The sequence below is a fragment of the Kitasatospora sp. NPDC001527 genome, from assembly GCF_040298605.1.
In the GTDB taxonomy this organism is placed as follows: domain Bacteria; phylum Actinomycetota; class Actinomycetes; order Streptomycetales; family Streptomycetaceae; genus Kitasatospora.
Window position 1 is genome coordinate 1 of record NZ_JBEPAM010000052.1, and the last position, 21,751, is coordinate 21,751.

At 73.5% G+C, this 21,751-nt stretch carries 21 protein-coding genes; 10 read left to right on the top strand and 11 right to left on the bottom strand.

All coding sequences use genetic code 11. The features are described 5' to 3' along the window. Positions 1-84: 84 nt before the first annotated feature. Genes ABT238_RS32315 through ABT238_RS32330 form a run of 4 tightly spaced genes read right to left on the bottom strand, consistent with a single transcriptional unit; the run spans position 85 to position 4,435 of the window. On the bottom strand, positions 85-1,395 hold the full coding sequence (locus tag ABT238_RS32315) for a dihydrolipoamide acetyltransferase family protein (RefSeq protein WP_350802268.1): 1,311 nt from the start codon (positions 1,393-1,395) through the stop codon (positions 85-87). Between the two features lie 28 nt (positions 1,396-1,423). Continuing rightward, complete coding sequence (locus ABT238_RS32320; RefSeq protein ID WP_350562542.1) at positions 1,424-2,443, bottom strand: alpha-ketoacid dehydrogenase subunit beta; 1,020 nt, start codon at positions 2,441-2,443, stop codon at positions 1,424-1,426. Positions 2,444-2,453: 10 nt separating this feature from the next. Continuing rightward, positions 2,454-3,548 carry a pyruvate dehydrogenase (acetyl-transferring) E1 component subunit alpha gene (gene pdhA, locus ABT238_RS32325; protein WP_350802269.1) on the bottom strand — a complete coding sequence of 365 codons (1,095 nt, stop codon included), beginning with the start codon at positions 3,546-3,548 and terminating at the stop codon, positions 2,454-2,456. Between the two features lie 38 nt (positions 3,549-3,586). Continuing rightward, positions 3,587-4,435 carry an AfsR/SARP family transcriptional regulator gene (locus ABT238_RS32330; RefSeq protein WP_350562538.1) on the bottom strand — a complete coding sequence of 283 codons (849 nt, stop codon included), beginning with the start codon at positions 4,433-4,435 and terminating at the stop codon, positions 3,587-3,589. Between the two features lie 376 nt (positions 4,436-4,811). Between ABT238_RS32330 and ABT238_RS32335 the strand changes: the two genes are divergently transcribed. From ABT238_RS32335 to ABT238_RS32345, 3 genes are all read left to right on the top strand, one after another. After that, positions 4,812-6,080: a beta-ketoacyl-[acyl-carrier-protein] synthase family protein gene (locus ABT238_RS32335; protein WP_502891484.1), complete on the top strand. Its 1,269-nt coding sequence runs from the start codon at positions 4,812-4,814 to the stop codon at positions 6,078-6,080. After that, positions 6,077-7,288: a ketosynthase chain-length factor gene (locus ABT238_RS32340; RefSeq protein WP_350802270.1), complete on the top strand. Its 1,212-nt coding sequence runs from the start codon at positions 6,077-6,079 to the stop codon at positions 7,286-7,288. The genes ABT238_RS32335 and ABT238_RS32340 overlap by 4 nt, the downstream gene beginning before the upstream one ends. Positions 7,289-7,406: 118 nt before the next feature. Then, positions 7,407-7,664 carry an acyl carrier protein gene (locus ABT238_RS32345; protein WP_350562534.1) on the top strand — a complete coding sequence of 86 codons (258 nt, stop codon included), beginning with the start codon at positions 7,407-7,409 and terminating at the stop codon, positions 7,662-7,664. Between the two features lie 171 nt (positions 7,665-7,835). Here ABT238_RS32345 and ABT238_RS32350 read toward each other — a convergent pair whose 3' ends face one another. Then, on the bottom strand, positions 7,836-8,300 hold the full coding sequence (locus ABT238_RS32350; RefSeq protein ID WP_350562532.1) for a nuclear transport factor 2 family protein: 465 nt from the start codon (positions 8,298-8,300) through the stop codon (positions 7,836-7,838). 207 nt (positions 8,301-8,507) lie between these two features. Here ABT238_RS32350 and ABT238_RS32355 point away from each other — a divergent pair, with 207 nt between their 5' ends. Genes ABT238_RS32355 through ABT238_RS32370 form a run of 4 tightly spaced genes read left to right on the top strand, consistent with a single transcriptional unit; the run spans position 8,508 to position 12,724 of the window. Further along, entirely contained in the window at positions 8,508-9,296 is a 789-nt protein-coding gene (locus ABT238_RS32355; RefSeq protein ID WP_350562530.1) for an SDR family NAD(P)-dependent oxidoreductase, read from the top strand. A 45-nt stretch (positions 9,297-9,341) separates the two neighbouring features. Next, positions 9,342-10,325 (top strand): aromatase/cyclase, encoded by a 984-nt coding sequence (locus ABT238_RS32360; RefSeq protein WP_350802271.1) that lies wholly within the window; start codon positions 9,342-9,344, stop codon positions 10,323-10,325. After that, positions 10,322-11,899, top strand: coding sequence for a class I adenylate-forming enzyme family protein (locus tag ABT238_RS32365; protein ID WP_350802272.1), 1,578 nt, complete (start codon positions 10,322-10,324; stop codon positions 11,897-11,899). The genes ABT238_RS32360 and ABT238_RS32365 overlap by 4 nt, the downstream gene beginning before the upstream one ends. A 48-nt stretch (positions 11,900-11,947) precedes the next feature. Next, a complete protein-coding gene (locus ABT238_RS32370; RefSeq protein ID WP_350562524.1) occupies positions 11,948-12,724 on the top strand; it encodes a cyclase family protein in 777 nt (258 codons plus the stop codon). A gap of 77 nt (positions 12,725-12,801) precedes the next feature. Here the strand turns inward: ABT238_RS32370 and ABT238_RS32375 are convergent, their stop codons facing one another. Further along, entirely contained in the window at positions 12,802-13,842 is a 1,041-nt protein-coding gene (locus ABT238_RS32375; RefSeq protein ID WP_350562522.1) for a ketoacyl-ACP synthase III family protein, read from the bottom strand. Between the two features lie 263 nt (positions 13,843-14,105). Here ABT238_RS32375 and ABT238_RS32380 point away from each other — a divergent pair, with 263 nt between their 5' ends. Beyond that, positions 14,106-15,845: an acyltransferase domain-containing protein gene (locus ABT238_RS32380; RefSeq protein WP_350802273.1), complete on the top strand. Its 1,740-nt coding sequence runs from the start codon at positions 14,106-14,108 to the stop codon at positions 15,843-15,845. A 4-nt stretch (positions 15,846-15,849) separates the two neighbouring features. On the opposite strand, the gene ABT238_RS32385 is transcribed toward ABT238_RS32380, so the two are convergent. Then, positions 15,850-16,356 carry a MarR family winged helix-turn-helix transcriptional regulator gene (locus tag ABT238_RS32385; RefSeq protein WP_350562518.1) on the bottom strand — a complete coding sequence of 169 codons (507 nt, stop codon included), beginning with the start codon at positions 16,354-16,356 and terminating at the stop codon, positions 15,850-15,852. 102 nt (positions 16,357-16,458) lie between these two features. Between ABT238_RS32385 and ABT238_RS32390 the strand changes: the two genes are divergently transcribed. Together ABT238_RS32390 and ABT238_RS32395 are read left to right on the top strand one after the other, a co-directional pair. Continuing rightward, positions 16,459-17,952, top strand: coding sequence for an MFS transporter (locus ABT238_RS32390; protein WP_350802274.1), 1,494 nt, complete (start codon positions 16,459-16,461; stop codon positions 17,950-17,952). Positions 17,953-18,024: 72 nt separating this feature from the next. After that, positions 18,025-18,492, top strand: a complete 468-nt coding sequence (locus tag ABT238_RS32395) for an anthrone oxygenase family protein (protein ID WP_350802275.1) — start codon at positions 18,025-18,027, stop codon at positions 18,490-18,492. Positions 18,493-18,557: 65 nt separating this feature from the next. On the opposite strand, the gene ABT238_RS32400 is transcribed toward ABT238_RS32395, so the two are convergent. The 4 genes from ABT238_RS32400 to ABT238_RS32415 form a co-directional block, all read right to left on the bottom strand. Further along, a complete protein-coding gene (locus ABT238_RS32400) occupies positions 18,558-19,082 on the bottom strand; it encodes a MarR family winged helix-turn-helix transcriptional regulator (protein ID WP_350562512.1) in 525 nt (174 codons plus the stop codon). 121 nt (positions 19,083-19,203) lie between these two features. Further along, complete coding sequence (locus tag ABT238_RS32405) at positions 19,204-20,016, bottom strand: AIM24 family protein (protein ID WP_350562792.1); 813 nt, start codon at positions 20,014-20,016, stop codon at positions 19,204-19,206. A gap of 272 nt (positions 20,017-20,288) precedes the next feature. Beyond that, the gene (locus ABT238_RS32410) at positions 20,289-20,939 is read right to left on the bottom strand and encodes an AIM24 family protein (protein WP_350562510.1); all 651 of its coding nucleotides are present in this window, start codon (positions 20,937-20,939) and stop codon (positions 20,289-20,291) included. Further along, positions 20,939-21,577, bottom strand: coding sequence for an AIM24 family protein (locus ABT238_RS32415; RefSeq protein ID WP_350562508.1), 639 nt, complete (start codon positions 21,575-21,577; stop codon positions 20,939-20,941). Before ABT238_RS32415 ends, ABT238_RS32410 begins: the two co-directional genes overlap by 1 nt. Positions 21,578-21,751 lie beyond the last annotated feature (174 nt).

The following is a 21,751-nucleotide window of genomic DNA, read 5'->3' on the forward strand; positions in this document are numbered from 1 at the left end:
CCACCCGGGCGGTGATCATCCAGTTGAACAGGGCGAGCAGGAGCACGAAGGCGAGGCCCCGCACCGGGGCCGGCCCTCCGCGCGTCAGGACCGGGCCAGCAGCCGGCGCGGGTCCTCCAGCAGGCGGGCGGTGTCGGCCAGCACCCGCGAGCCGAGCTCGCCGTCGACCAGACGGTGGTCGAAGGAGAGCGCGAGGGTGGTCACCTGCCGGGGCCGGACCTTGCCCTTGTGCACCCAGGGACGCTCCCGGACCGCGCCGAAGGCCAGGATCGCGGCCTCCCCGGGGTTGAGGATCGGGGTGCCGGTGTCGACACCGAAGGTGCCGATGTTGGTGATCGTCACGGTGCCGCCGGCCAGCGCGGCGGGCGTGGTGCGCCCGGCCCGGGCGGTGGTGACCAGCGCGTCCAGTTCCTCGGCCAGCCGGCGCAGGGTCAGCCGGCCGGCGTCCTTGACGTTCGGGACCAGCAGCCCGCGCGGGGTGGCCGCGGCGATGCCGAGGTTGATCCGGCCGTGCTGGACGATCTCCTGCGCGTCCTCGTCCCAGGAGGCGTTGATCTCCGGGTGCCGGGCGATCGCGGCGAGCAGGGCCCGGCAGACCAGCAGCAGGACGTTGACCCGCACGCCGGACAGTTCGGGATCCTCGCGCAGGGCCTTCACCAGCCGCATCGTCCGGGTGACGTCGACGGTGACGAACTCGGTGGCGTGCGGGGCGGTGAAGGCGCTGGCCACCATGGCCCGCGCGGTGGCCCGGCGGACGCCGCCGACCGGGATCCGGCGGTCCTGCGGGCCGTCCGCCGGGGCGGGCGCCGCCGGGGCGGGCCGGGCGGCGGCCAGCACGTCCTCCCGGGTGATCACGCCGTCCGGGCCGGTGGGCGGGACGGCGGCGAGGTCCACGCCGTGGTCCCGGGCCAGCTTGCGGACCGGCGGCTTGGCCAGCGGCAGGGCCGACGGCGCGGGACCGGCGGCCGGCCCGGACACGGGCCCGGGCCCGGACACGGGCAGGGACACAGGCGCGGGCACGGCCGCGGGTGCCGCGGTGGCGGCGGGTGCGGCCGGCGCGGGGCGCGGGCGGCGGCGGGCCGGTTCGGCGGCGCCGTAGCCGACCAGGTTGGGCTCCCGGGCGACGGGCGCCGCGGGCTCCGGGCCGGGGCCGGTGTCCACGGTGATGATCACCGTGCCGACGTCCACCGTCGTGCCCTCGGGGAAGCGCAGCTCGTGCACCACTCCGTCGTAGGGGATCGGCAGCTCGACGGCGGCCTTGGCGGTCTCCACCTCGCAGACCACCATCCCGTCGTGCACCGGGCTGCCGGGCGAGACGTGCCACTGGAGGATCTGTGCGTCGGTCAGCCCCTCGCCCACGTCGGGCAGGACGAACTCACGAATGCGGCTGGTCACGGGTTCCTCGGGTGCTCGGATGAGGGGGTCAGAACGAGAAGGACCGGTCGATCGCGTCCAGGACGCGGTCCGGCGTCGGCAGGTACTCCTCCTCCAGCCGGGCCGGCGGGTACGGCGCGTGGTAGCCGCCGACCCGCAGCACGGGGGCCTGGAGGTGGTAGAAGCAGTCCCGGGTGATCCGGGCGGCGATCTCCGCGCCGGCCCCGAAGAAGACCGGTGCCTCGTGCACGACCACCAGCCGGCCGGTGCGCCGCACCGACTCGGCGAGCGTGGCGGTGTCCAGCGGGGAGACCGAGCGCAGGTCCACCACCTCGACGCTGCGCCCCTCCGCCGCCGCCTCCTCGGCCACCTGCAGGCAGGTGCCGACGGTCGGGCCGTACCCGGCCAGGGTGATGTCCCGGCCCGGGCGGCGGACGACGGCCGCGTGCAGCGGGTGCGGCGCGGCGGCGGTGTCCACCGGGCCCTGCTGGTAGTACCGGCGCTTCGGCTCGAAGTAGATCACCGGGTCGTTCCCGGCGATGGCCTGACGGAGCATCCAGTAGGCGTCCTCGGGGGTCGACGGGGAGACCACCTTGAGCCCGGCGACGTGCGCGAACAGCGCCTCGGGGGACTCGCTGTGGTGCTCCACCGCGCCGATGCCGCCGCCGTAGGGGATCCGGATGACGACCGGCAGCGCGAGCGCGCCCTCCGAACGGGCCCGCAGCTTGGCGAGCTGGGTGACGATCTGGTCGTAGGCGGGGAAGACGAAGCCGTCGAACTGGATCTCCAGGACCGGGCGCCAGCCGCGCAGGGCCAGGCCGATCGCGGTGCCGACGATGCCGGACTCGGCGAGCGGGGTGTCCAGCACCCGGCGGTCGCCGAAGTCCTTGTGCAGGCCCTCGGTGATCCGGAAGACGCCGCCGAGCCGGCCGATGTCCTCGCCCATCAGGACGACCTTCGGGTCCGCCTCCATGGCGTGCCGCAGGGCGGTGTTGATCGCCCGGCCGAGGCTCAGCACGGCCGGCGTCCGGTCCGGGTCGGTCCCGGTGTCCGTGCTCTCGGGTGTCATGACGGCCATGTCAGCGGCTCTCCGCTCCGGCGAACGACGCCTGGTAGGCGCGGAACTCGGCGCGCTCCTCGTCGACGAGCGCGTGTCCGTCCGCGTGGATGTGGTCGAAGATGGCCTCCGGACGCGGGTCGGCCATGGTGCGGACCCCCTGGCGCACCCGCAGCGCGGCGGCCTCGGCGGCCTCGTCGACGCCGGCGAGGAAGGTCGCGTCGGCGAGGCCCTCCAGCTCCAGGTGGGCGCGGAGCCGGGCGATCGGGTCGCGCCGGGTCCACTCCTCGACCTCGGCGGCGTCCCGGTAGCGGGTGGGGTCGTCGGAGGTGGTGTGGGCGCCCATGCGGTAGGTGTAGGCCTCGATCAGCATCGGGCCCTGGCCGGTGCGGGCCCGCTCCAGGGCGGCCCGGGTGACCGCGAGGCAGGCGAGCACGTCGTTGCCGTCGACCCGCACGCCCGGGAAGCCGAAGCCGGCGGCCCGCTGATGGATCGGCACCCGGGTCTGGCGGTGGTTGGGCTCGGAGATCGCCCACTGGTTGTTCTGGCAGAAGAAGACCACCGGGGCGTCGTAGACGGCGGCGAAGTTGAACGCCTCGCTGACGTCGCCCTGGCTGGTGGCGCCGTCGCCGAAGCAGACCAGCACGGCGCTCCCGGCGTCCTCCATGGCGGCGCCCATCGCGTAGCCGGTGGCGTGCAGCGTCTGGGAGCCGATCACCAGGGTGTAGAGGTGGAAGTTGTGCTCGGCCGAGCGCCACCCGCCGTTGCTGACGCCGCGGAACAGGGCGAACAGCTTCAGGGGATCGAGTCCGCGGCAGAGCGCGAGGCCGTGGTCGCGGTAGCTCGGGAAGACGTGGTCGTCGCCGGCGAGCGCGTGGGCGGCGCCGACCTGGGCGGCCTCCTGGCCGAGCAGCGAGGGCCACAGGGCGAGTTCGCCCTGGCGCTGGAGGGTGATGCCCTCGGCGTCGATCCGCCGGGCGACCGTCATGTCGCGGTAGAGCGCGCGCAGCAGGTCGGGCCCGGCGTCGAGCCGGTAGTCGGGGTGGGCCACGCGGCGGCCGTCCGGGGTCAGCAGCTGGACCTGGTCGGGAGCGGTGGGCGGGATGGGATGTGCCACGGTGCTACTCCGGGGTTTCGTCGTTCGCGGGGCCGTGGTCAGGCGTGGACCGGGGTGGGCGCCGCCATCTGGGCGGGGACCCGGTACAGGGAGAGGTCGCCGCGGCCGGGGGCCTGGTCGAGCGTCGGGTCGGAGGTGAGGATCGCCTGCTGGAGGGTGCGCACCCGCGGGGACGGTTCGAGGCCGATCTCGTCCACCAGGGTGGTGCGCAGCCGGCGGTACACGTCCAGGGCGATCGGTCGGCGGCCGGCCCGGTAGAGCGCCAGCATGTACTGGGCCTGCAGGCTCTCGTGGTACGGGTGGCTGATGGACAGCGCGGCCAGGTCGCCGAGCACCTCGTGGTGGCGGCCCAGGCGCAGGTAGGCCTCGACCCGGTGCTCGACCGCGGCGAGCCGGCACTCGTCCAGCCGGGCCCGTTCGGCCTCCAGCAGGCGGCCGACGCTGACGTCGGCGAAGGCCGGGCCGCGCCACAGGGCGAGCGCCTGGTCGAGGACGGCGGCCGCCTCGTGCTCGCGCCCCTCGGCGAGCAGGTGGCGGCCGCGGGTGGTGAGCGTCTGGAAGACCTCCAGGTCGAGGGTGCGCCCGGCGGTCTGGAAGAGGTAGCCGCCGGCCCGGGTGACCAGGACCTCCTTGGCCGTCGTGTGGTCGGCGAGGCCGAGTGCGGTCACCAGCGCCTTGCGCAGCTGGAGCACGTAGGTCTGCAGCGTGGTCATCGCGCTGACGGGTGGTTCGGTGCCCCACAGCTCGGCCATCAGCGCCGAGAGCGGGACGATCTGGCCGCCGTGGGCCAGCAGGAGCGCGAGCAGCTTGCGCGGCTTGGGCGCCACCTGGTCGAAGGCACACTCGTCTGACTCGACCGCCAGTGGCCCCAGTACGCGGATATCCATCGTTTCCCCCCGTGGATCTGTTAAAAAATCAAATTATCTCGTCGAACTCCCGAGATATCCGGCGTCCCTCCGCCGCGCCGTCGAGCATGCGCCAAGATATGGCGGAGCCTCGCAATCCGGATTGGTTAACCAGCGTACGGTAGGCGGCTTCCGGCGGCGGTCGCTCCTTCTGTGATCTCGATCACGACAGGGCGAAAAGGTCAATTCTTGGACATGTCGGAGCCGCCGTGAATTTCCCGAATCCTCCTTCCAGCCGGTCTCCAGCGGCGCTCAAGGTGGCGGTCGCAGGCTTGGTGGGGTCGGCACGGAGCGTCCGGTGCCGGGGCGTCGCGGTTGCATGTACGCGACAATGTTCAGGTGGAGGAGTGCGGGGAACTTGACCAGGAAAGTGGCAATAACGGGAATAGGCGTGGTGGCCCCCGGTGGGACCGGAACAAAGGCGTTCTGGCAGCTGCTCACCGACGGCCGGACCGCGACGCGTACCATCTCTTCATTCGACGCCTCACCCTTCCGATCCCGGGTCGCCGCCGAATGCGACTTCGACCCGGCCGCGAACGGACTCTCCCCCCGGGAGATCCGCCGGCTCGACCGGGCCGGGCAGTTCGCCCTGGTCTCGGCGCGGGAGGCGATCGCCGACAGCGGGCTCGAGGTCGAGGGGCTCGACCCCCACCGGATCGGGGTCTCGCTCGGCAACGCCGTCGGCTGCCCGACCAAGCTGGAGCAGGAGTACGTCGTCACCAGCGACGGCGGCCGGCACTGGGAGGTCGACCACCGCTACACCGTGCCGTACCTGTTCGACTACCTGGCGCCCAGCTCGATGGCGGCCGAACTCGCCTGGGACGTCGCGGCCGAGGGACCGGCGGCGATGATCTCCACCGGCTGCACCTCCGGGCTCGACTCGGTCGGCTACGCCGCCGACCTGATCCGCGAGGGCGGCGTGGACGTCATGCTGGCCGGCGGCACCGAGGCGCCGATCTCGCCGATCTCGGTGGCCTGCTTCGACGTCATCAAGGCGACCACCCCCCGCAACGACGACCCCGAGCACGCCTCCCGGCCGTTCGACATCAGCCGCAACGGGCTGGTGCTGGCCGAGGGCGCCGCGGTCTTCGTCCTGGAGGAGCTGGAGCACGCCCGCAGGCGCGGCGCCCACGTGTACGCGGTGATCGGCGGGTACGCCACCCGCTCCAACGCGTTCACCATGACCGGCCTGCGCCCGGACGGCCGGGAGATGGCCGAGGCCATCCGGGTCGCCCTGGACGAGGCGAAGATGGACGGCGACCGGATCGACTACATCAACGCCCACGGTTCGAGCACCAAGCAGAACGACCGGCACGAGACCGCCGCGTTCAAGCGCGCCCTCGGCGACCACGCGTACCGGACCCCGGTCTCCTCCATCAAGTCGATGATCGGGCACTCGCTCGGCGCGATCGGCTCGATCGAGATCGCGGCCTGTGCGCTCGCCATCGAGCACAACGTGGTACCGCCCACGGCCAACCTGCACCAGCCGGACCCGCAGTGCGACCTGGACTACGTACCGCTGACCGCCCGGGACCACCGCACCGACGTCGCGCTCACCGTGGGCAGCGGCTTCGGCGGCTTCCAGAGCGCGATGGTGCTCGCCCGTCCCGAGGAGGTGGCCGCATGAGCACGACCGTCATCACCGGCATCGGCGTCGTCGCGCCGAACGGCCTCGGCACCGAGGCCTACTGGTCGGCCACCCTGGCCGGCTCCAGCGGCATCGCCGAGCTGACCCGCTTCGACGCCTCCGAGTACCCCGTCCGGCTGGCCGGCGAGGTACCGGGCTTCGAGCCGGCCGAGCACCTGCCGAGCCGGCTGCTGCCGCAGACCGACCACATGACCCGGCTGGCGCTGGCCGCCGCCGACTGGGCGCTGGAGGACGCCGAGGCCGACCCGGCCGCGCTCGGCGAGTACCAGGCCGGCGTGGTCACCTCCGCCACCCTCGGCGGCTTCGAGTTCGGCCAGCGCGAGCTCCAGCACCTGTGGAGCCAGGGCCCGGGCTTCGTCAGCGCCTACCAGTCCTTCGCCTGGTTCTACGCGGTGAACACCGGCCAGATCTCCATCCGCAACGACCTGCGCGGCCCCTCCGGCGTGCTGGTCTCCGACCAGGCCGGCGGCCTGGACGCGATGGCCCACGCCCGCCGGGGCATCCGCAAGGGCCACCCGATGATGGTCACCGGCGGCGTGGACAGCGCGCTGTGCCCCTACGCCTGGACGCCCCGGATGGGCACCGGCGAGATGACCACCGTCGCCGAGGCGGACCGCGCCTACCTGCCGTTCGACGAGGCCGCCAGCGGCTACGTCGCCGGCGAGGGCGGCGCCATCCTGATCGCCGAGGACGCCGAGTCGGCCCGGGCCCGCGGCGTCGAGCGGCCGTACGGCGAGATCGCCGGCTACGGCTCCACCTTCGACCCGCCCCGGGGCAGCGGACGCCCGCGCGGCCTGGCCCGGGCCATCCGGCTCGCGCTGGCCGACGCCGGGCTGGAGCCCGGCCGGATCGACGTGGTCTTCGCCGACGCGGACGGCCGGCCGCAGGAGGACGCCGACGAGGCGGCCGCGCTCAACGAGGTCTTCGGCACCGGCGGCGTCGCCGTCACCGCCCCGAAGACCATGACCGGACGCCTCGGCGCCGGCGGCGCTCCGCTGGACGTGGCCGCCGCGCTGCTGTCCATCCGGGACGGCCTGGTGCCGCCCACCGTCAACCTCACCAGCCCGCGGCACGGCCTGGACCTCGTCCTCGGCGAGGCCCGGTCCATGCCGGTGAAGGCCGCGCTGGTACTGGCCCGCGGCCGGCACGGCTTCAACTCCGCGATGGTCCTGCGCGCCTGCGCCTGATGACCCCCGGGGCGGGGGATCGCCCCCGTGCCCCCGCCCCGGCCCCCTCTTCCTCCCCGAGCTCCGCCGAGCACCGCCGAGCTCCATCGAGCACCACCGAACAGAGAGTGAGCAGACCATGAGCCGCATCACCATCGAGGACCTGACCCGGATCATGCGCGAGTGCGCGGGCGAGGACGAGGCGGTCGACCTCGACGGCGACATCGCCGACACCCCGTTCGAGGAGCTCGGCTACGACTCCCTCGCGCTGCTGGAGGCCGTCGCCCGCGTCGAGCGCGAGTACGGCGTGAAGCTCGCCGACGACCTCGCCGGCACCGCGGAGACCCCGCGCCAGTTCGTCGACCTGGTCAACGACGCCGCCCCGGTGGCCGTCTGATCGGCCCCGGCCGCGGGCGCCCACCCCTTGCGCCCGCACGGAGAAGCGCCCGGACCCCTACCCCTGGTCCGGGCGCTTCTCGCGTTGTCGTCCCGCCGGAAGCCCGCCGGAAGCCCGCCGGAAGCCCGCCGCCCCCGCCGGCCGGGCCGACGGGGGCGGACGGCGGCGGGTTCAGTCGCGCGCGATCAGGTCGTCGCGCAGGATGTGCCGGCTGCGGATCAGCCAGCCGCCGTGCTCGCCGCGGACCAGGACGTCCTCGCAGAGCGTGCTGCAGTAGATCTCGGTGCGCGCCTTCGGCAGGGTCTCCAGCACCATCACGTACGAACGGGTCCGCACCGAGCCGTCCGCGGCCGGCTCCAGGGCCAGCGTGGTGAGCACGTGCCGGCGCACCACCCCGGTCGGCCTGCGGGCCTCCTCGCCCGCCGCGGTGGCCGCCTCGATCGCCGCCCGGCCGACCACCGGCTCCGGGAAGGCGTTGGTGGAGAACACGCCGTCCTCGGTGAAACCGGCGGCCCAGGCGGCGACGTCGCCCAGGTCCACGGCCTGCATGTGGCGGGCGTAGAAGTGCTGGATCTCCAGGTGGAGCGCGGTGTCGACGGCCCCGGTGGTCGTCGCGGTGTCGAACAGTGCGGTCATCTGACGTCTCCTCGGGTCTGCCTCCGGAACGGGCGCTCCGGCGTCCGCCGAGCCTGTCGGGCGCCGCTGGAGGGCCGCTGGAGCCGGACTGGACCCGTCCGCCGCGTCCAGTCCGGCTCCAGCGGCCCTTGAGGGGCGCCCGTGAGCATCGAGACCGCGCCGGCCCGTTCGCGGGGCCGGGCACGGAACCGAACGGACGGAGTGGCAATGGGCGGGGAGCGGAACCGCGGCAGCGCGGTGATCACCGGCGGCACCAGTGGGATCGGCCTGGCGGTGGCCCGGCACCTCGGCGCGGCGGGGTACCGGGTGTTCGTCGGCGCGCGCGACGAGGCGGTGGTCGAGGCGACCGTCAAGGAGCTGGTGGGCGAGGGGATCCAGGCCGCCGGCGCCCGGCTGGACGTCCGCGACGTACGGAGCGTCGGCGGGTTCACCGCCGCCGCGGTGGACGCGTTCGGCCCGGTCGAGGTGCTGGTCAACAGCGCCGGCCGGGGCGGCGGCGGCACCACGGCGGAGCTCGCCGACGAGCTCTGGGAGGCCGTGATCGACACCAACCTCAACGGCACCTTCCGGATGGTCCGCGAGGTGCTCACCACCGGCCGGATGCACGAGCTGTCCCGCGGCCGGATCATCAACATCGCCTCCACCGGCGGCAAGCAGGGCGTGGTGCTGGCGGCGCCGTACTCCGCCTCCAAGCACGGCGTGGTCGGCCTGTCCAAGGCGCTCGGCCTGGAGCTGGCCAAGACCGGGATCACCGTCAACGCCGTCTGCCCGGGCTTCGTCGAGACGCCGATGGCCGAGGAGGTGCGCAAGGGCTACGCCGCCGTCTGGGACACCACCTCCGAGGACGTCCTGCGGCGCTTCGAGGCGCGCATCCCGCTGGGCCGCTACACCACACCGGAGGAGGTGGCCGGTCTGGTCGGCTACCTGACCACCGACCTGGCCGCCTCCATCACCGCGCAGGCGATCAACGTCTGCGGCGGTCTCGGCAACTACTGACCGGCCCGCACACCGACCGGCACGATCCACGAGGGGGAAGTACCCATGGCAGAGAACACCGCCGACGCCGGCCGGCCCGCGGCCGGCGCCGCCCACGAGGTGACGCACACGATCACCGTGGCGGCACCCGCCAAGGCCGTCTACGACCTGGTCGCCGACGTCACCGCCTGGCCCCAGGTCTTCGGGCCGACCGTGCACGCCGAGCGGCTCGGCCTGGCCGACGGGCAGGAGCGGATCCGGCTCTGGGCCTTCGCCAACGGCGAGGTCCGCAACTGGACCTCGCTGCGGCAGCTCGACCCGGCCGGGCTCGGCGTGTCCTTCCGGCAGGAGCGCTCCAGCAGCCCGGTGGCCGCGATGGGCGGCGCCTGGCGGCTCACCGAGCAGGCCGACGGCACCACGCTGGTCGAGCTCGACCACTACTGGCGGGCCGTCGACGAGGACGACGAGCAGGCCGTCCGCTGGATCGAGCGGGCCTGCGACCGGAACTCCACCGCCGAGCTGGCCGCCCTGCGGGCCGCCGCCGAACTCGGCGACACGGCCGGCGAGCTGTCCTTCAGCTTCGAGGACACCGAGGAGATGCCGGGCGCCGACGCGGCCGCGGTGTACGCGTTCCTGCACCGCTCCGACCTGTGGCCGCAGCGGCTGCCGCACGTGTCCCGGCTGGACCTCACCGAGGACGAGGACGGCGTCCAGACCATGGAGATGGACACCCTCGCCGCCGACGGCTCCGTCCACACCACCAAGTCCGTCCGGCTCTGCTTCCCGGACCGCATCGTCTACAAGCAGACCGGCCTGCCGCCGGTGATGACGGCGCACACCGGGCAGTGGCTGTTCACCCCGGTGGAGGGCGGCGTCCGCGTCACCTCGCGCCACTCGGTGGTGCTCGACCCGGCCGCGCTGGCCGCCGCCTTCGGGCCGGACACCGACTACGCCCAGGCCCGGACCACCGTCCGCGACGCGCTCGGCATCAACAGCCGCACCACGCTCCGCCACGCCCGTGCCCACGCCACCCCCGGGGAGAACCAGTGACCGACCCGATCGCCGCGCCGTTCCTCAGCCACGGCACCGAGCTGCCGCCCGTACCCGGCGGCAGCGTGGACGGCCTGCTCACCCGGGCCGCCGAGCGGTTCGGCGACCGCCCGGCCGTGATCGTCCCCGGTGCCGGGCAGGTCACTTTCGCCGAACTGGACCGCCAGGCCGACGCCTACGCCCGCGGCCTGGCCGGGCTGCTCGGTTCGGACGGGGCGCCGGTGCTGCTCTCGATGGCGCTGGTCCCCGAGTTCCCGGCGCTCTACTACGGCATCATCCGCAGCGGCAACGTGGTCAACCCGGCCAACCACATGTACAGCGCCGAGATGCTGGAGCACGCGCTCAGCCTCTCCCGGGCCCGGGCCGCCGTGGTCACGCCCGAGGTGTACCAGCGGCTGGCGCCGCTGCGCGAGCGGCTGCCCGACCTGGAGCACGTGCTGCTGATCGGCCCCGCCCAGGACGGCGTCCCGTCGGTCCTGGACCTCCTGGCCGACGCGCCGGCCGGCCCGGCACCGGTACCGAGCCAGGGCGAGGCCACCGCCTGCGTCCTGTTCACCAGCGGCTCGACCCGCAAGCCCAAGCCGGTGCAGCTCAGCCACCGCAACCTGCTGACCGGCGCCGTGCAGCTGTCCACCGCGCACGAGCAGGACGCCGGCTCGGTGGTGCTCAACGGGCTGCCGCTCTACCACCCGATGCACATGAACGCCTCGACCCACGTGGGCGCCACCCACGTCCTGTCCGGCGGGGACGTGGTGGACTCGGTGGGCCACGCCAACGAGTACCGGGCGACGCACTTCTACACCCTGCCGTTCCGGCTGATCCAGCTCTCCGGCCACCCCCGGCTCGGCGAACTGGAGCTGGCCACCGTACGGATGGTGGCCTCCGGCGGCTTCCCGCTGCGCCCCACCGTGCTGCGCGCGCTGGACCGGCAGTTCGGCGTCCCGATGCTCCAGGGCTACGGCATGTGCGAGACCTCCTCGCTGGCCGCCTCGGACCTGCTCTCGGCGCCCCGGCCCGGCTCGGTGGGCCGCCCGCTGCCCGGCAGCCGGCTGCGGATCGTCGACCTGGAGTCGCGGCTTCCGGTGGCCCCGCACGCGATCGGCGAGATCCAGGTGCAGGGCCCGAACGTGATGAAGGGCTACCTGGTGCCGCAGCCCGAGGAGGCCGTCGACGCGGAGGGCTGGCTCTCCACCGGTGACGTCGGCTACCTCGACGAGGAGGGCAGCCTGTTCTTCCTCGACCGGGTCCGGGACGTCTTCACCACCGGCGGCGTCCTGGTCGCCCCCGGGCAGATCGAGTGCTTCCTGGCCGAGGAGCCCGAGGTCGCCGAGTGCGCGGCGGTGGACGCCCCGGAGGGCGGGGAACTGGTGCCGGTGGCCTTCGTGGTGATCCGCCCGGCGCACCGCCCGGACGGCCCGCAGGCCCTGGCCGCCCTGCTGGAGGGGGTGCGCGAGCGGGTCAACGCCCAGCTGGAGCCGCACCAGCGGCTGCACCGGGTGGAGGCGCTGGACGAGCTGCCCCGGCTGGCGAACACCAAGGTGGACCGGACCGCGCTGCGCAAGCGCGTCCGCTGAACACCGGTACCGAGTGAACCGACCAACAACGCTGCGGGAGACGAGAGCATGCGACTGATCGACCTGTCCTCGCCCATCGACGCCGACTTCTGGGAGGCGGAGCCGATGGAGCACAAGGTCATGACGCCGGCCGAGGCGGCCGTCTACATGACCGACGGGATGCGCGAGCAGTTCGGGGTCGACCTCGACCCGGCGGTACTGCCGGACGGCGAGTTCCTCAACCAGGACATCCTGACCGTCAGCACCCACATCGGCACCCACGTCGACGCCCCCTCGCACTACGGCACCCGGACCGGGCACGGCGGCCCGCCGCGGACGATCGACGAGATGCCGCTCGACTGGTTCCAGCGCCCGGCCTTCGTCCTGGACGTGCGCGGCGCCGGCACCGGTGCGGTGGGCGCCGACGTGCTGGCCGAGGAACTGGCCCGGATCGGCTACCAGCCGCAGCCGCTGGACATCGCGCTGATCCACACCGGCGCCTCCGCGTGGGTCGGCACCCAGCGGTACTTCACCGAGTTCACCGGGCTGGACGGCTCGGCGGTGAACTTCCTGCTGGACTTCGGCGTCAAGGTGATCGGGACGGACGCGTTCAGCCTGGACGCGCCGTTCTCGGACATCATCCGCCGCTACCGCGAGAGCGGCGACCGCTCCGTGCTCTGGCCCGCGCACTTCGCCGGCCGCGAGCGGGAGTACTGCCAGATCGAGCGGCTGGGCGGGCTGGACGCGCTGCCCCGGCCGTCGGGGTTCACCCTGACCTGCTTCCCGGTGAAGATCGCCCGGGCCGGCGCCGGCTGGACCCGCGCGGTGGCCACGGTCGAGGACTGACCCGGCACGAGCCGACACGACGAGGGAGGGTCCGCCCCACCGGGGCGGACCCTCCCTCGTCGTACGACCCGGGAACGTCAGTCCTGCCACGCCGGCCGGTGCTCGATCTCCAGTACCGCACAGGACCAGGTGAACCCCGCCCCCACGCCCATCACCAGGCACCGCTCACCGGGCAGGAGCCGCCCGGTGGCGGCCAGGTGGTCCAGCCCGGCGAACTGGTCGGCCGCGCCGAGGTGGCCCACGCCGCTGCCGAACTCCCAGGTGGTGCGCGCGATGTCGACGCCCAGCCGCTCCAGGAAGACGGCCTGCAGCCGGCGCCGGCCGAAGTGCGGCAGCACCAGGGTGGCGATGCCGTCGAGGTCGGTGTCGGCCTCCGCCAGCGCCTGCTTGAGCGCGGCCTCCTGGCCGGCCAAGGTCCGGGCCAGTACGAAGGACTTGCCGGCGGTGGCCAGGAACTGGCGCTTCAGCGGGTCCAGGTCGATCGGGGAGCGCAGCGCGCCGAGGCCGGTCTCGAACGGGTCGTCGCCCCGGTGCATGCCCTCCAGCTCCGGGTCGGAGACGGTCACCAGGCTGCGCAGCCGGGCGAAGCCGCCCCGGCGGCTGAGCACCAGCGCCGAGCCGCCGTCCCCGTAGACCGTTCCCGGGTCGCTGCGCCAGCGGTCGAAGTGCCGCCCGGCGAAGCGGTCGGCGGCGGTGAGCACCGCGGCCGTGCCGTGCTGCCCGGCGGGGGAGCCGAGGAAGGCGGCGGCGAGTTCCAGCGCGGCCATGCCGCCGTTGGACATCTGCCGGACCTCGACGGCCGGGCACTGGTTGCCGATCGCCACCCGCTGCACGTACGAGGCCGGCGGCCAGAGGTCGTGGCCCTGGTACCAGACGGTGGCGTGTAGCAGCAGCTGCACCTCCGCGGGCGCGTGGCCGCTGCGGGCCAGCGCGTCGGCGGCGGCGCGCGCGGCCAGTTCCGGCGGGGAGTCGCCCGGCCCGGCGACGGTGACCGCCCGGATGCCGGTCGAGACGGCGGTGCGCCGGTCGACCAGGCCGGCGGCCAGTGCCTCCTCCACCGGCATGCCCGGCGGCAGCGCGCTGCCGGTCGCCGCCACGTACACATCCTCGTACCTCATGCGTCCTCCGCTGCTCGAACTGGCCGGGCCGCCCGGCCGGTTGACGGGCAGCAGCCGTCCCCCACCCTGGGCGGGACGGCTCGATCTGCCCTCGAACCGGGCTGGAGAGGCGCTGGTGGCGGGGCTTCTCCAGCGGAGTTCCAGCGGGCTTGGAGGTGCGGGGGACAGGGTCGGGTACCCGGACCGTCGTCAGGGCGGCCGGTGGATTCTCGATGGGTGGGGGCGGCGTCATGGTCGATCAGGACTGCGCGATTGTCAGGGGCATGGTCAGGCTGGAAGGGGCCGCCGACACGTTCGCCGCGCCGGGCTGGGCCGGGCTGCTGCTGACCTGGCTCGGCGTCGGCCCGGAACGGCTGCCGGTCCGCACCCGCTTCGTCGTGGCCGGCCCCTACGCGGCGGACCCGGCCGGCCCCTACCCGGTGGAGCCGGTCGCCGGCTCCCGGGCCGCGCTGTTCGCCGCCTGCCGGGCGCTGGAGCGCGGCGAGGCGGACACCGTGGTCGCGGTCGGCCTGCACGAGCCGCAGCCCGGGGCCGTCGCCGCCGTGGTGCTGCGCCGCTCGGTGGAGGCGCTGGCCGAGGGCGAGCGGGTGCTCGGCCTGCTGCGCGCCTGCCCCTGGCCGCCGGCCGTCCCCGAGGGGGAGCCGGTCTCCGTCATCAGCGACCTGCGTCCGCTGTTCGGCTGGGGCGCGTGGCCGACCGACGCGGTGCTGCGGCCCGGTCCCGAGCCCACCGACGGCCGGGCGGTGCTGCTGATGCCCCCGGGCGAGCGGCTCAGCCGCAGCCCCGGCGTCGGGCCGTACCTGCACGCCTGGTCGGCGCAGGACGCGGAGGCCGAGGAGCGGATGCGCGACGAGGCGCTGCGGGCCCTGGAGTCGGAGCGGTGCGCACCGCTGCCGGAGCTCTTCCGGCAGCCGGTCGAGCCGGTCCGCGGCTGCCTGGTGGCCGCCTCGCGGGAGGAGGCCGTGGCGGCGCTGCGGACCGGTGGCCCGCTGCTGCGCGGCACCGTGACCGAGCGCCGGGGCGTCGCGCTGCTCTTCCCCGGCCAGGGCTCGCAGTACCCGCGGATGGGCGCCGGGCTGTACGGCCACGAGCCGGTGTTCACCGCCGCCGTCGACGCGGTGCTGCACCTGCTGGAGGACGGCGACCGGGTCCGCGACGTCTGGCTGTCCGGCGAACCGGTCGACGCGACCGAGTACTCCCAGCCGCTGCTGTTCGCGGTCGGCTACGCGATGGGCCGGCTGGTGATGAGCTGGGGCGTGCGGCCGCACGCGCTGCTCGGGCACAGCATCGGCGAGATGGTGGCGGCGACCCTGGCGGGCGTGTTCACCCTGCCGGACGCGGTGCGGCTGGTCCGCGAGCGGGTGGAGCTGGTGGCCGACGCCCCGCCGGGCGGGATGCTGGCGGTGGCGGCCGCTCCGGACCGGCTGGCGCCGTACCTGATCGGCGACGTGGTGGTGGGCGCGGTCAACGGCTCGCGGCAGTGCCTGCTGGCCGGGCCGGACGCCGACCTGGCCAAGGTGGCCGGGGCGCTGGAGGACGACGGCATCACCTGCCGTCCGGCCAGGTCCCACAAGGCCTTCCACAGCCCGGCGCTCGCCCCCCACGCGGCGGCCTCCACGCCCTCGTTCGCCGCGGTGCGCCGCAACCTGCCCTCGATCCCGGTCCACTCGGCGGCCGGGGGCGGTCCGCTGACCGCCGAGCAGGTCGCCGATCCCGCCTTCTGGGCGGGGCAGCTGGCCGGCCCGGTGCTGTTCGGTCCGGCGCTGAACAGGCTGCTGGCCGACGGGGACTACCTGCTGGTCGAGGCCGGTCCCGGACAGGGGCTCGCCGCCCTGGCCCGCCGCCATCCGGCGGTCCGGGCCGGGCGGAGCGCCGTCACGGCGTTGCTGCCGACCCGGCCGGGAACGCCGGAGGATGACCGGCGGGCGCTGCTGTCCGGGGCCGGCCGGCTCTGGGTGGAGGGCCACGACCTGGACCGGGACGCCCTGCAGCCTCCCAAGTGAGCCGTCAGCCGGCCTGGCCGCCCAGGGTGGCCTGGCCGGCCACGACCTTCTCCAGCAGCCGGCGCAGCGTGTCCAGTTCCTCCGTGGAGAGGAACTGGCCGAAGTGCCGGCGGATGTTGCCGATCTGGGTGGGCAGCGCCGAGGTGAGGGTGATCCGGCCGGTGTCGGTGATCACGGCGTAGGTCACCCGGCGGTCGTCGGTGGAGGTCTGCCGACGGACCAGGCCGGCCAGTTCCATCCGGTCGATCAGCTTGGTGACGCTGGCCTTGGACACCACCAGCGACTGGGAGAGCTCCTGCATCCGCAGCCGCCCCTCCGGCCGGCGGTGCAGCCGGGCCAGCACCTCGAACCAGGCCAGCGAGACCCCGTGGGCGTCCATCAGCTCACGGTCGAGGGTCTTGGAGACCAGCGAGAACGCGTGGACCACGGTCATCCAGGCCTGGAAGCCGGCCTCGCCGGCCTCCGGCGGGGCGCTGCCCAGGGGGAGTGACGCCGAATGTTTGATTGACATGGAAACCATCATACGGCTAGATTGCCGATCGGAACGGTTTCCAAGTTAATTAATCTCAACGCGCCCCCCTAGTGCGCGGCGCGTACCTCCTGAGGGGACGTCATGTCCGAACGTGTAACTCTCTCGGCTGATTCGGCGACCCGTGGGCACCCCGTCCGGACCGCGATCGTGGTCGGGATCGCCTTGTTCATGGCCTCGTTGGACAACCTGATCGTCACCACGGCGCTGCCGAGCATCCGCGAGGAACTGCACACGGACGTCGAGGGCCTGGAATGGACGGTCAATGGCTACACATTGACCTTCGCGGTCTTTCTCATGATCGCTTCGGCGGTCGCCGACCGGTTCGGCCGCAAGCGGCTCTTCGCGGTCGGACTCGCGATCTTCACCGGCTCCTCCGCGCTCGCCGCGCTCTCCAGCAGCATCGAGACGCTGATCACCGCCCGCGTCATCCAGGGCCTCGGCGCGGCCATCGTGCTGCCGCTCACCCTGACCATGCTCTCCGCCGCCTTCCCGCCCGAGAAGCGCGGTGCCGCGCTCGGCGCCTGGGGCGGCATCGGCGGCCTGGCCGTCGCGCTCGGCCCGCTGGCCGGCGGCGTGGTGCTGAACAACCTCTCCTGGTCCTGGATCTTCTGGATCAACGTGCCGATCGGCATCGTCCTGCTGGCGCTCATCCCGGGCTGGCTCACCGAGAGCCACGGCCCGAGCACCAAGCTCGACCTGGTCGGCACCCTGCTCGCCGGGCTCGGCATGCTCGGCCTGGTGCTCGGCATGGTCCGGGCGGGTGAGCGCGGCTGGACCGACGGCCAGATCGTCGCCAGCCTGGCCGCCGGCGTGCTGTTCTTCGCCGCCTTCGTCTGGTGGGAGGCCCGTACGCCCACCCCGATGCTGCCGCTGCGCTTCTTCCGCAGCGCCACCTTCACGGCGGCCAACCTGGCCTCGCTCTTCATGTACTTCGGCATGTTCGGCGTGGTCTTCCTGATCACCCAGTACCTGCAGACCGTGCAGGGCGCCTCGCCGCTCGGCGCCGGCGTCAAGATGCTCACCTGGACCGGCATGACCCTGCTCGCCGCCCCGGTCAGCGGCATCCTGTCGGACAGGATCGGCGGCAAGCCGATCGTCGCGGCCGGCCTCTTCCTCCAGGCCGCCGGCATCCTCTACCTGGCCGTGGTGGTCAGCCCGACCGCGTCCTACGCCGTCCTGATCCCCGGCTTCATCGCCAACGGCCTCGGCATGGGTCTCTACTACGGCCCGGTCGCCAACCTCGTGCTCGGCTCGGTCGGCCGTGCCGAGGAGGGCATCGCCTCCGGCGCCAACAACGCCATCCGCGAGCTCGGCGGCGTGTTCGGCATCGCCGTGCTGGCCTCGATCTTCACCGCCGAGGGCGGCTACGGCAGCGCCCAGAGCTTCACCGACGGCCTGGCCCCGGCGCTGTGGGTCGGCACCGCGGTGGTCATGCTCGGCGGCGTCTCCGCGCTGTTCATCAAGAGCCGTCCGGCGGCGCAGGCCACCGGGGCGCCGGCCGGACCGGCCGCCGAGCCGGTCAAGGAGGCGGCGGGCCGTCCCGGCGGCGCCGTCCTCACCGAGATCGAGATCTGACCCGTTCCGTACCGGCGCGGCCCCCGGGCAACCGCCCGGGGGTCGCGCCCACGACCGAGAGGTTAGGCCGCCGTGGCGCGTCCGGTCATGCTGCTCGCCCTGGTCTGCACCGGCCTGTTCGCCGGGTTCTGCTTCTGTTACGCCTTCGCCGTGGTCCGCGCCCTGGCGCGGCTCGACGACCGGGCCTACGTCGTCGCGATGCGGCACCTGAACGAGGCGGTCCCCAGCCCGCCGTTCCTGGTGGTGCTGGCCGGGACGGCGCTGCTGCCCTGGGCCGTCCTCGCGGGCGGCTTCGGCGACGGGGGTTCGCGCACCTGGCTGCTGGGCGCGGCGGCGCTCTGCGCGGCCGGGGCGATCGCCGTCACCCTGCTCGGCAATGTCCCGATGAACGCCCGGCTGGCCGCCGGGAACCCGGTCACCGAGGCGGACTGGCACGCGCTGCGGCAGGGGTTCGAGGCGCGCTGGAACGCCCTGCACGCCGCGCGCACCGCGCTCGTGGCGGCCGCCTTCGGCCTGCTCGCGGCCGGCGGCCTGAAGTAGCCGACGGCCCGAAGCCGCCGGCCACCCGGCGTCACCGCGGGGGCTGCCCGTGCCCCGCGGTGGCGCTACGCCCGTCCGCGCAGTCCGCGCAGGTGCTCGGCGACCGGGGCCAGCGCCTCGTACATCGCGTCGAGCTGCTCCGGGGTGAACCGGTCGATGAAGTGCGCCCGGACGCTGCGCACATGGCAGGGCGCGACCCGCTGCATGGTCTCCCAGCCCTGCTCGGTGAGGTGGGCGTAGAGGCCGCGGCGGTCGCCCGGACACTCCTGGCGCAGCACCAGGCCGGCGTTCTCCATCCGGGTGATCTGGTGCGAGAGCCGGCTCTTGGACTGGAGGGTGGCGGTGGCCAGGTCGGTCATCCGCATCCGCCGCTCGGGCGCCTCGGAGAGCACCACCAGGATCTCGTAGTCGTTGATCGCGAGGCTGTGCGGTTGGAGCTCACGGCTCAGCTGGTAGTCGAGGAGCTTGGCGACCTCCAGGTGGGCGCGCCACAACCGCTGCTCCCGGGCGGTGAGCCAGGGAGTCTCCTCCTCGGGCCGGTCGGGCGGTGGGGCCGAGGGGTCGGCGGGTTCGATCGTGTGCGTCTCCATGCGGCCCAGGATACCGCATTTAGTTCAATGTTGTACGACTTTATCCGCCGTTCACATCCGGTGGCCGTCGCGATCCGGCCACGGCGCGGCGGGGCGCCCCCCGCGCCGCGGCCGGGTGCGGTCAGAGTCCGAAGCGCCGTCCGAGGTCGCCCAGGTTACCGAGGCCGGGCACGTTCATGTTGGACGACTGGCTCCCGTGCCCCGAGGCGTGCTGGCCCGGTACCCCGCCCATCGGCACCCCGGCCTCGGCGTGCACCTGGCCGACCGCCCGCTCCGCCATCAGGACCTCGGAGGACTGCAGCAGCACCTGGCCGGCGCCGATGAACTCGAACTGGTGCTCCTCGCCGGACGCCCCGCCCACCCCGGTGAGCCGGCGCAGGCCGCCGAGCAGCCCGTGCATGTAGTCGTGGTCGTAGTGGTGGCACGGCGCCGGGCAGTCCGCCCAGCCGACCAGGGCCTGCGGGTCCACCCGGATCGGCGGCTCGACGAAGTGCACAGGCCCGTTCGAGGCGGCGACGAACTTGCCGGTGCCGATCAGGGTCAGGAAGCCCGGGATGATCGACTGCTTGAGCCTCAGGGTGGGCTCGAAGGCCAGCAGGTTGCCCGAGCGGACCGTCAGGTTCCCCTCCTCCAGGTCGTAGGAGTTGAGGTCGAAGGCCCGGTCGGCCAGCAGCAGCTTGCCGCGGCCCTCGGCGACCACCCAGTCCGCCGCGTGCATCGGCGAGTTGAAGTGCTGGCCGAGCATGCGGTCCACCGCGCCGGCGCCGACGCCCTTGAAGGAGATGTCGCCGTAATAGGCGATCATCTTGCCCTTCTGCAGGAAGTACGAGCCGTTGAGGTCCACCGAGAAGGCGTACGGGTTGACGTTGTCGTTGGACGGCAGGCTGTGCGCGTCGTGCACCACCGGGCCGGAGCCGTCCTGCGCCTTGGGCAGCGGGGCCTGCGCGCCGCCGTACTGCTCCTGGGCGTACTGCTGCGGCGGCTGGGCCGGGTAGCCGGGCGGCGGGGGCGGCGGGTAGCCGCCCTGCTGCGGGTACCCCTGCGGGGGGTACTGCTGCGGCGGGTACGGCTGACCCGGCGGCGGGTACGGCTGCCCCTGCGGGGGGTAGGGCTGGCCCGGCGGCGGGTAGCCGGGGTGACCGGGCTGGGTCGGCTGGCCGTACGGGTCCTGCGGCTGCCCGTACGGGGGCTGCGGCGGGTAGGACATCAGAGCTTCTCCTCGCTCGCCTGCACGTACACCGTGCCGTTCCCGGACAGCTCCAGCTGGAACGCCTCGCCGGAGCCGCGGCCGATCATGTCGCGCCAGCCGAGCGCGGTGGACAGCTTGTTCTGGACCTGGCCGCGGTGCGCGACGTACGCCTGCGGGTCGACGTGCACCGGCTGGTGCGGGGTGATCGGCAGCTCGAAGACACCGCCGTGCGCCATCACCGCGACCGCGCCGTGGCCGTCCAGCTTGGTGGTGAACAGGCCCTGGCCGGTCACCTGGCCGCGGACCATGCCCATCACGCCGCCCTGCGAGCCCATGAACATGGTGGACTGCTGCAGCGAGCCCTCGAAGGCGAGCAGCCGGTCCGCCTCGACGTACAGGGTGTCGCCGGTCAGGTCGATCACGTGCACGTGGTGGCCGCCGTGCCCGAACATCACGCTGCCCTGGCCCTCGACGGTCATCAGCGGGGTGTCCTCGTTGGCCACCCGGCGGCCGATCATCGACATCACGCCGCCCTGCCCGCCGGTCATGTTCGGCGTGAACCGCACCTCGCCGGTGTACGCGAGCATCGCGCCGCGCTGGCTGAACAGCCGCTGGCCCGGGACGACCAGGGCCTCGATCATCTTGCTGTTGATCTTCGTGAACGCCATCAGACGTCGCCCCCGACGGTCAGCTTCTCGGAGGGCTGCACGTAGACCAGGCCCTCGCCGGTGAACTCCACCTGGACGGCCTCGCCGCCGCCCTCGCCGATGAAGGTGCTCCAGCCGGCGCCGGACTTGATGGAACGGTTGAGGTTGCCGGTGTGGGCGACGTACGCCCCGGGGTCCACCCGCAGCGGCATGCCCTGGGAGACCCGCAGGATCACCGCCGGGCCCTTGGAGGTGACGGCGGCCCAGCCGTGGCCCTCGACCTTGGTGGTGAACAGGCCGTTGCCGGAGGAGACGCCGTTCAGGCCGGTGAAGCTGGTGCCGGTCTTCAGCGTGCCCTCGGTGCAGAGCAGGTTGTCGGACTCGACGTAGAGCGTCTCGCCGTTCAGCCGCACGAGGTTGATCTCGGTGGCCTGGTCGGCGAAGTAGCAGGTGCCCTGTCCCTTCACCTCCATGACGGTCATCTGCTCGCCGGTGAGCCGGCGGGTGACCATGCCGCGCAGGCCGTCACCGCCGCCGCTGAGCTTCTTGAAGTTCATCTGGCCCGTGTAGGCGACCATGGAGCCGTTCTTGGCCTTCACGGAATCGCCGGTCATGTCGACGGCGAGCGTCTTTGACCCCTGGAGTCGAAACTGTGCCACGGCCGCAATCTAGCGGTCGGCGGGCGCGGCGGGGGAGGGGGTGAGGGTGTTCTGGTACGTGTCTGCGACAAAGCGGGCGGCCGAGGCGGGCCGCCACCCCGGCGGCGGGTTCGGACATGTGCTCGGTGATAATGGAGCGGATCCTTGTGAGTCCGTTCACAAGCGATCTCCGAG

Coding starts and splice junctions, on each gene's coding strand:
- ABT238_RS32340 (WP_350802270.1), top strand. CDS start 6,077: ATGAGCACGACCGTCATCACCGGCATCGGCGTCGTCGCGCCGAACGGC.
- ABT238_RS32380 (WP_350802273.1), top strand. CDS start 14,106: ATGGTCAGGCTGGAAGGGGCCGCCGACACGTTCGCCGCGCCGGGCTGG.
- ABT238_RS32330 (WP_350562538.1), bottom strand. CDS start 4,435: ATGGATATCCGCGTACTGGGGCCACTGGCGGTCGAGTCAGACGAGTGT.
- ABT238_RS32375 (WP_350562522.1), bottom strand. CDS start 13,842: ATGAGGTACGAGGATGTGTACGTGGCGGCGACCGGCAGCGCGCTGCCG.
- ABT238_RS32385 (WP_350562518.1), bottom strand. CDS start 16,356: ATGTCAATCAAACATTCGGCGTCACTCCCCCTGGGCAGCGCCCCGCCG.
- ABT238_RS32345 (WP_350562534.1), top strand. CDS start 7,407: ATGAGCCGCATCACCATCGAGGACCTGACCCGGATCATGCGCGAGTGC.
- ABT238_RS32320 (WP_350562542.1), bottom strand. CDS start 2,443: ATGACACCCGAGAGCACGGACACCGGGACCGACCCGGACCGGACGCCG.
- ABT238_RS32355 (WP_350562530.1), top strand. CDS start 8,508: ATGGGCGGGGAGCGGAACCGCGGCAGCGCGGTGATCACCGGCGGCACC.
- ABT238_RS32370 (WP_350562524.1), top strand. CDS start 11,948: ATGCGACTGATCGACCTGTCCTCGCCCATCGACGCCGACTTCTGGGAG.
- ABT238_RS32390 (WP_350802274.1), top strand. CDS start 16,459: ATGTCCGAACGTGTAACTCTCTCGGCTGATTCGGCGACCCGTGGGCAC.
- ABT238_RS32410 (WP_350562510.1), bottom strand. CDS start 20,939: ATGGCGTTCACGAAGATCAACAGCAAGATGATCGAGGCCCTGGTCGTC.
- ABT238_RS32400 (WP_350562512.1), bottom strand. CDS start 19,082: ATGGAGACGCACACGATCGAACCCGCCGACCCCTCGGCCCCACCGCCC.
- ABT238_RS32360 (WP_350802271.1), top strand. CDS start 9,342: ATGGCAGAGAACACCGCCGACGCCGGCCGGCCCGCGGCCGGCGCCGCC.
- ABT238_RS32350 (WP_350562532.1), bottom strand. CDS start 8,300: ATGACCGCACTGTTCGACACCGCGACGACCACCGGGGCCGTCGACACC.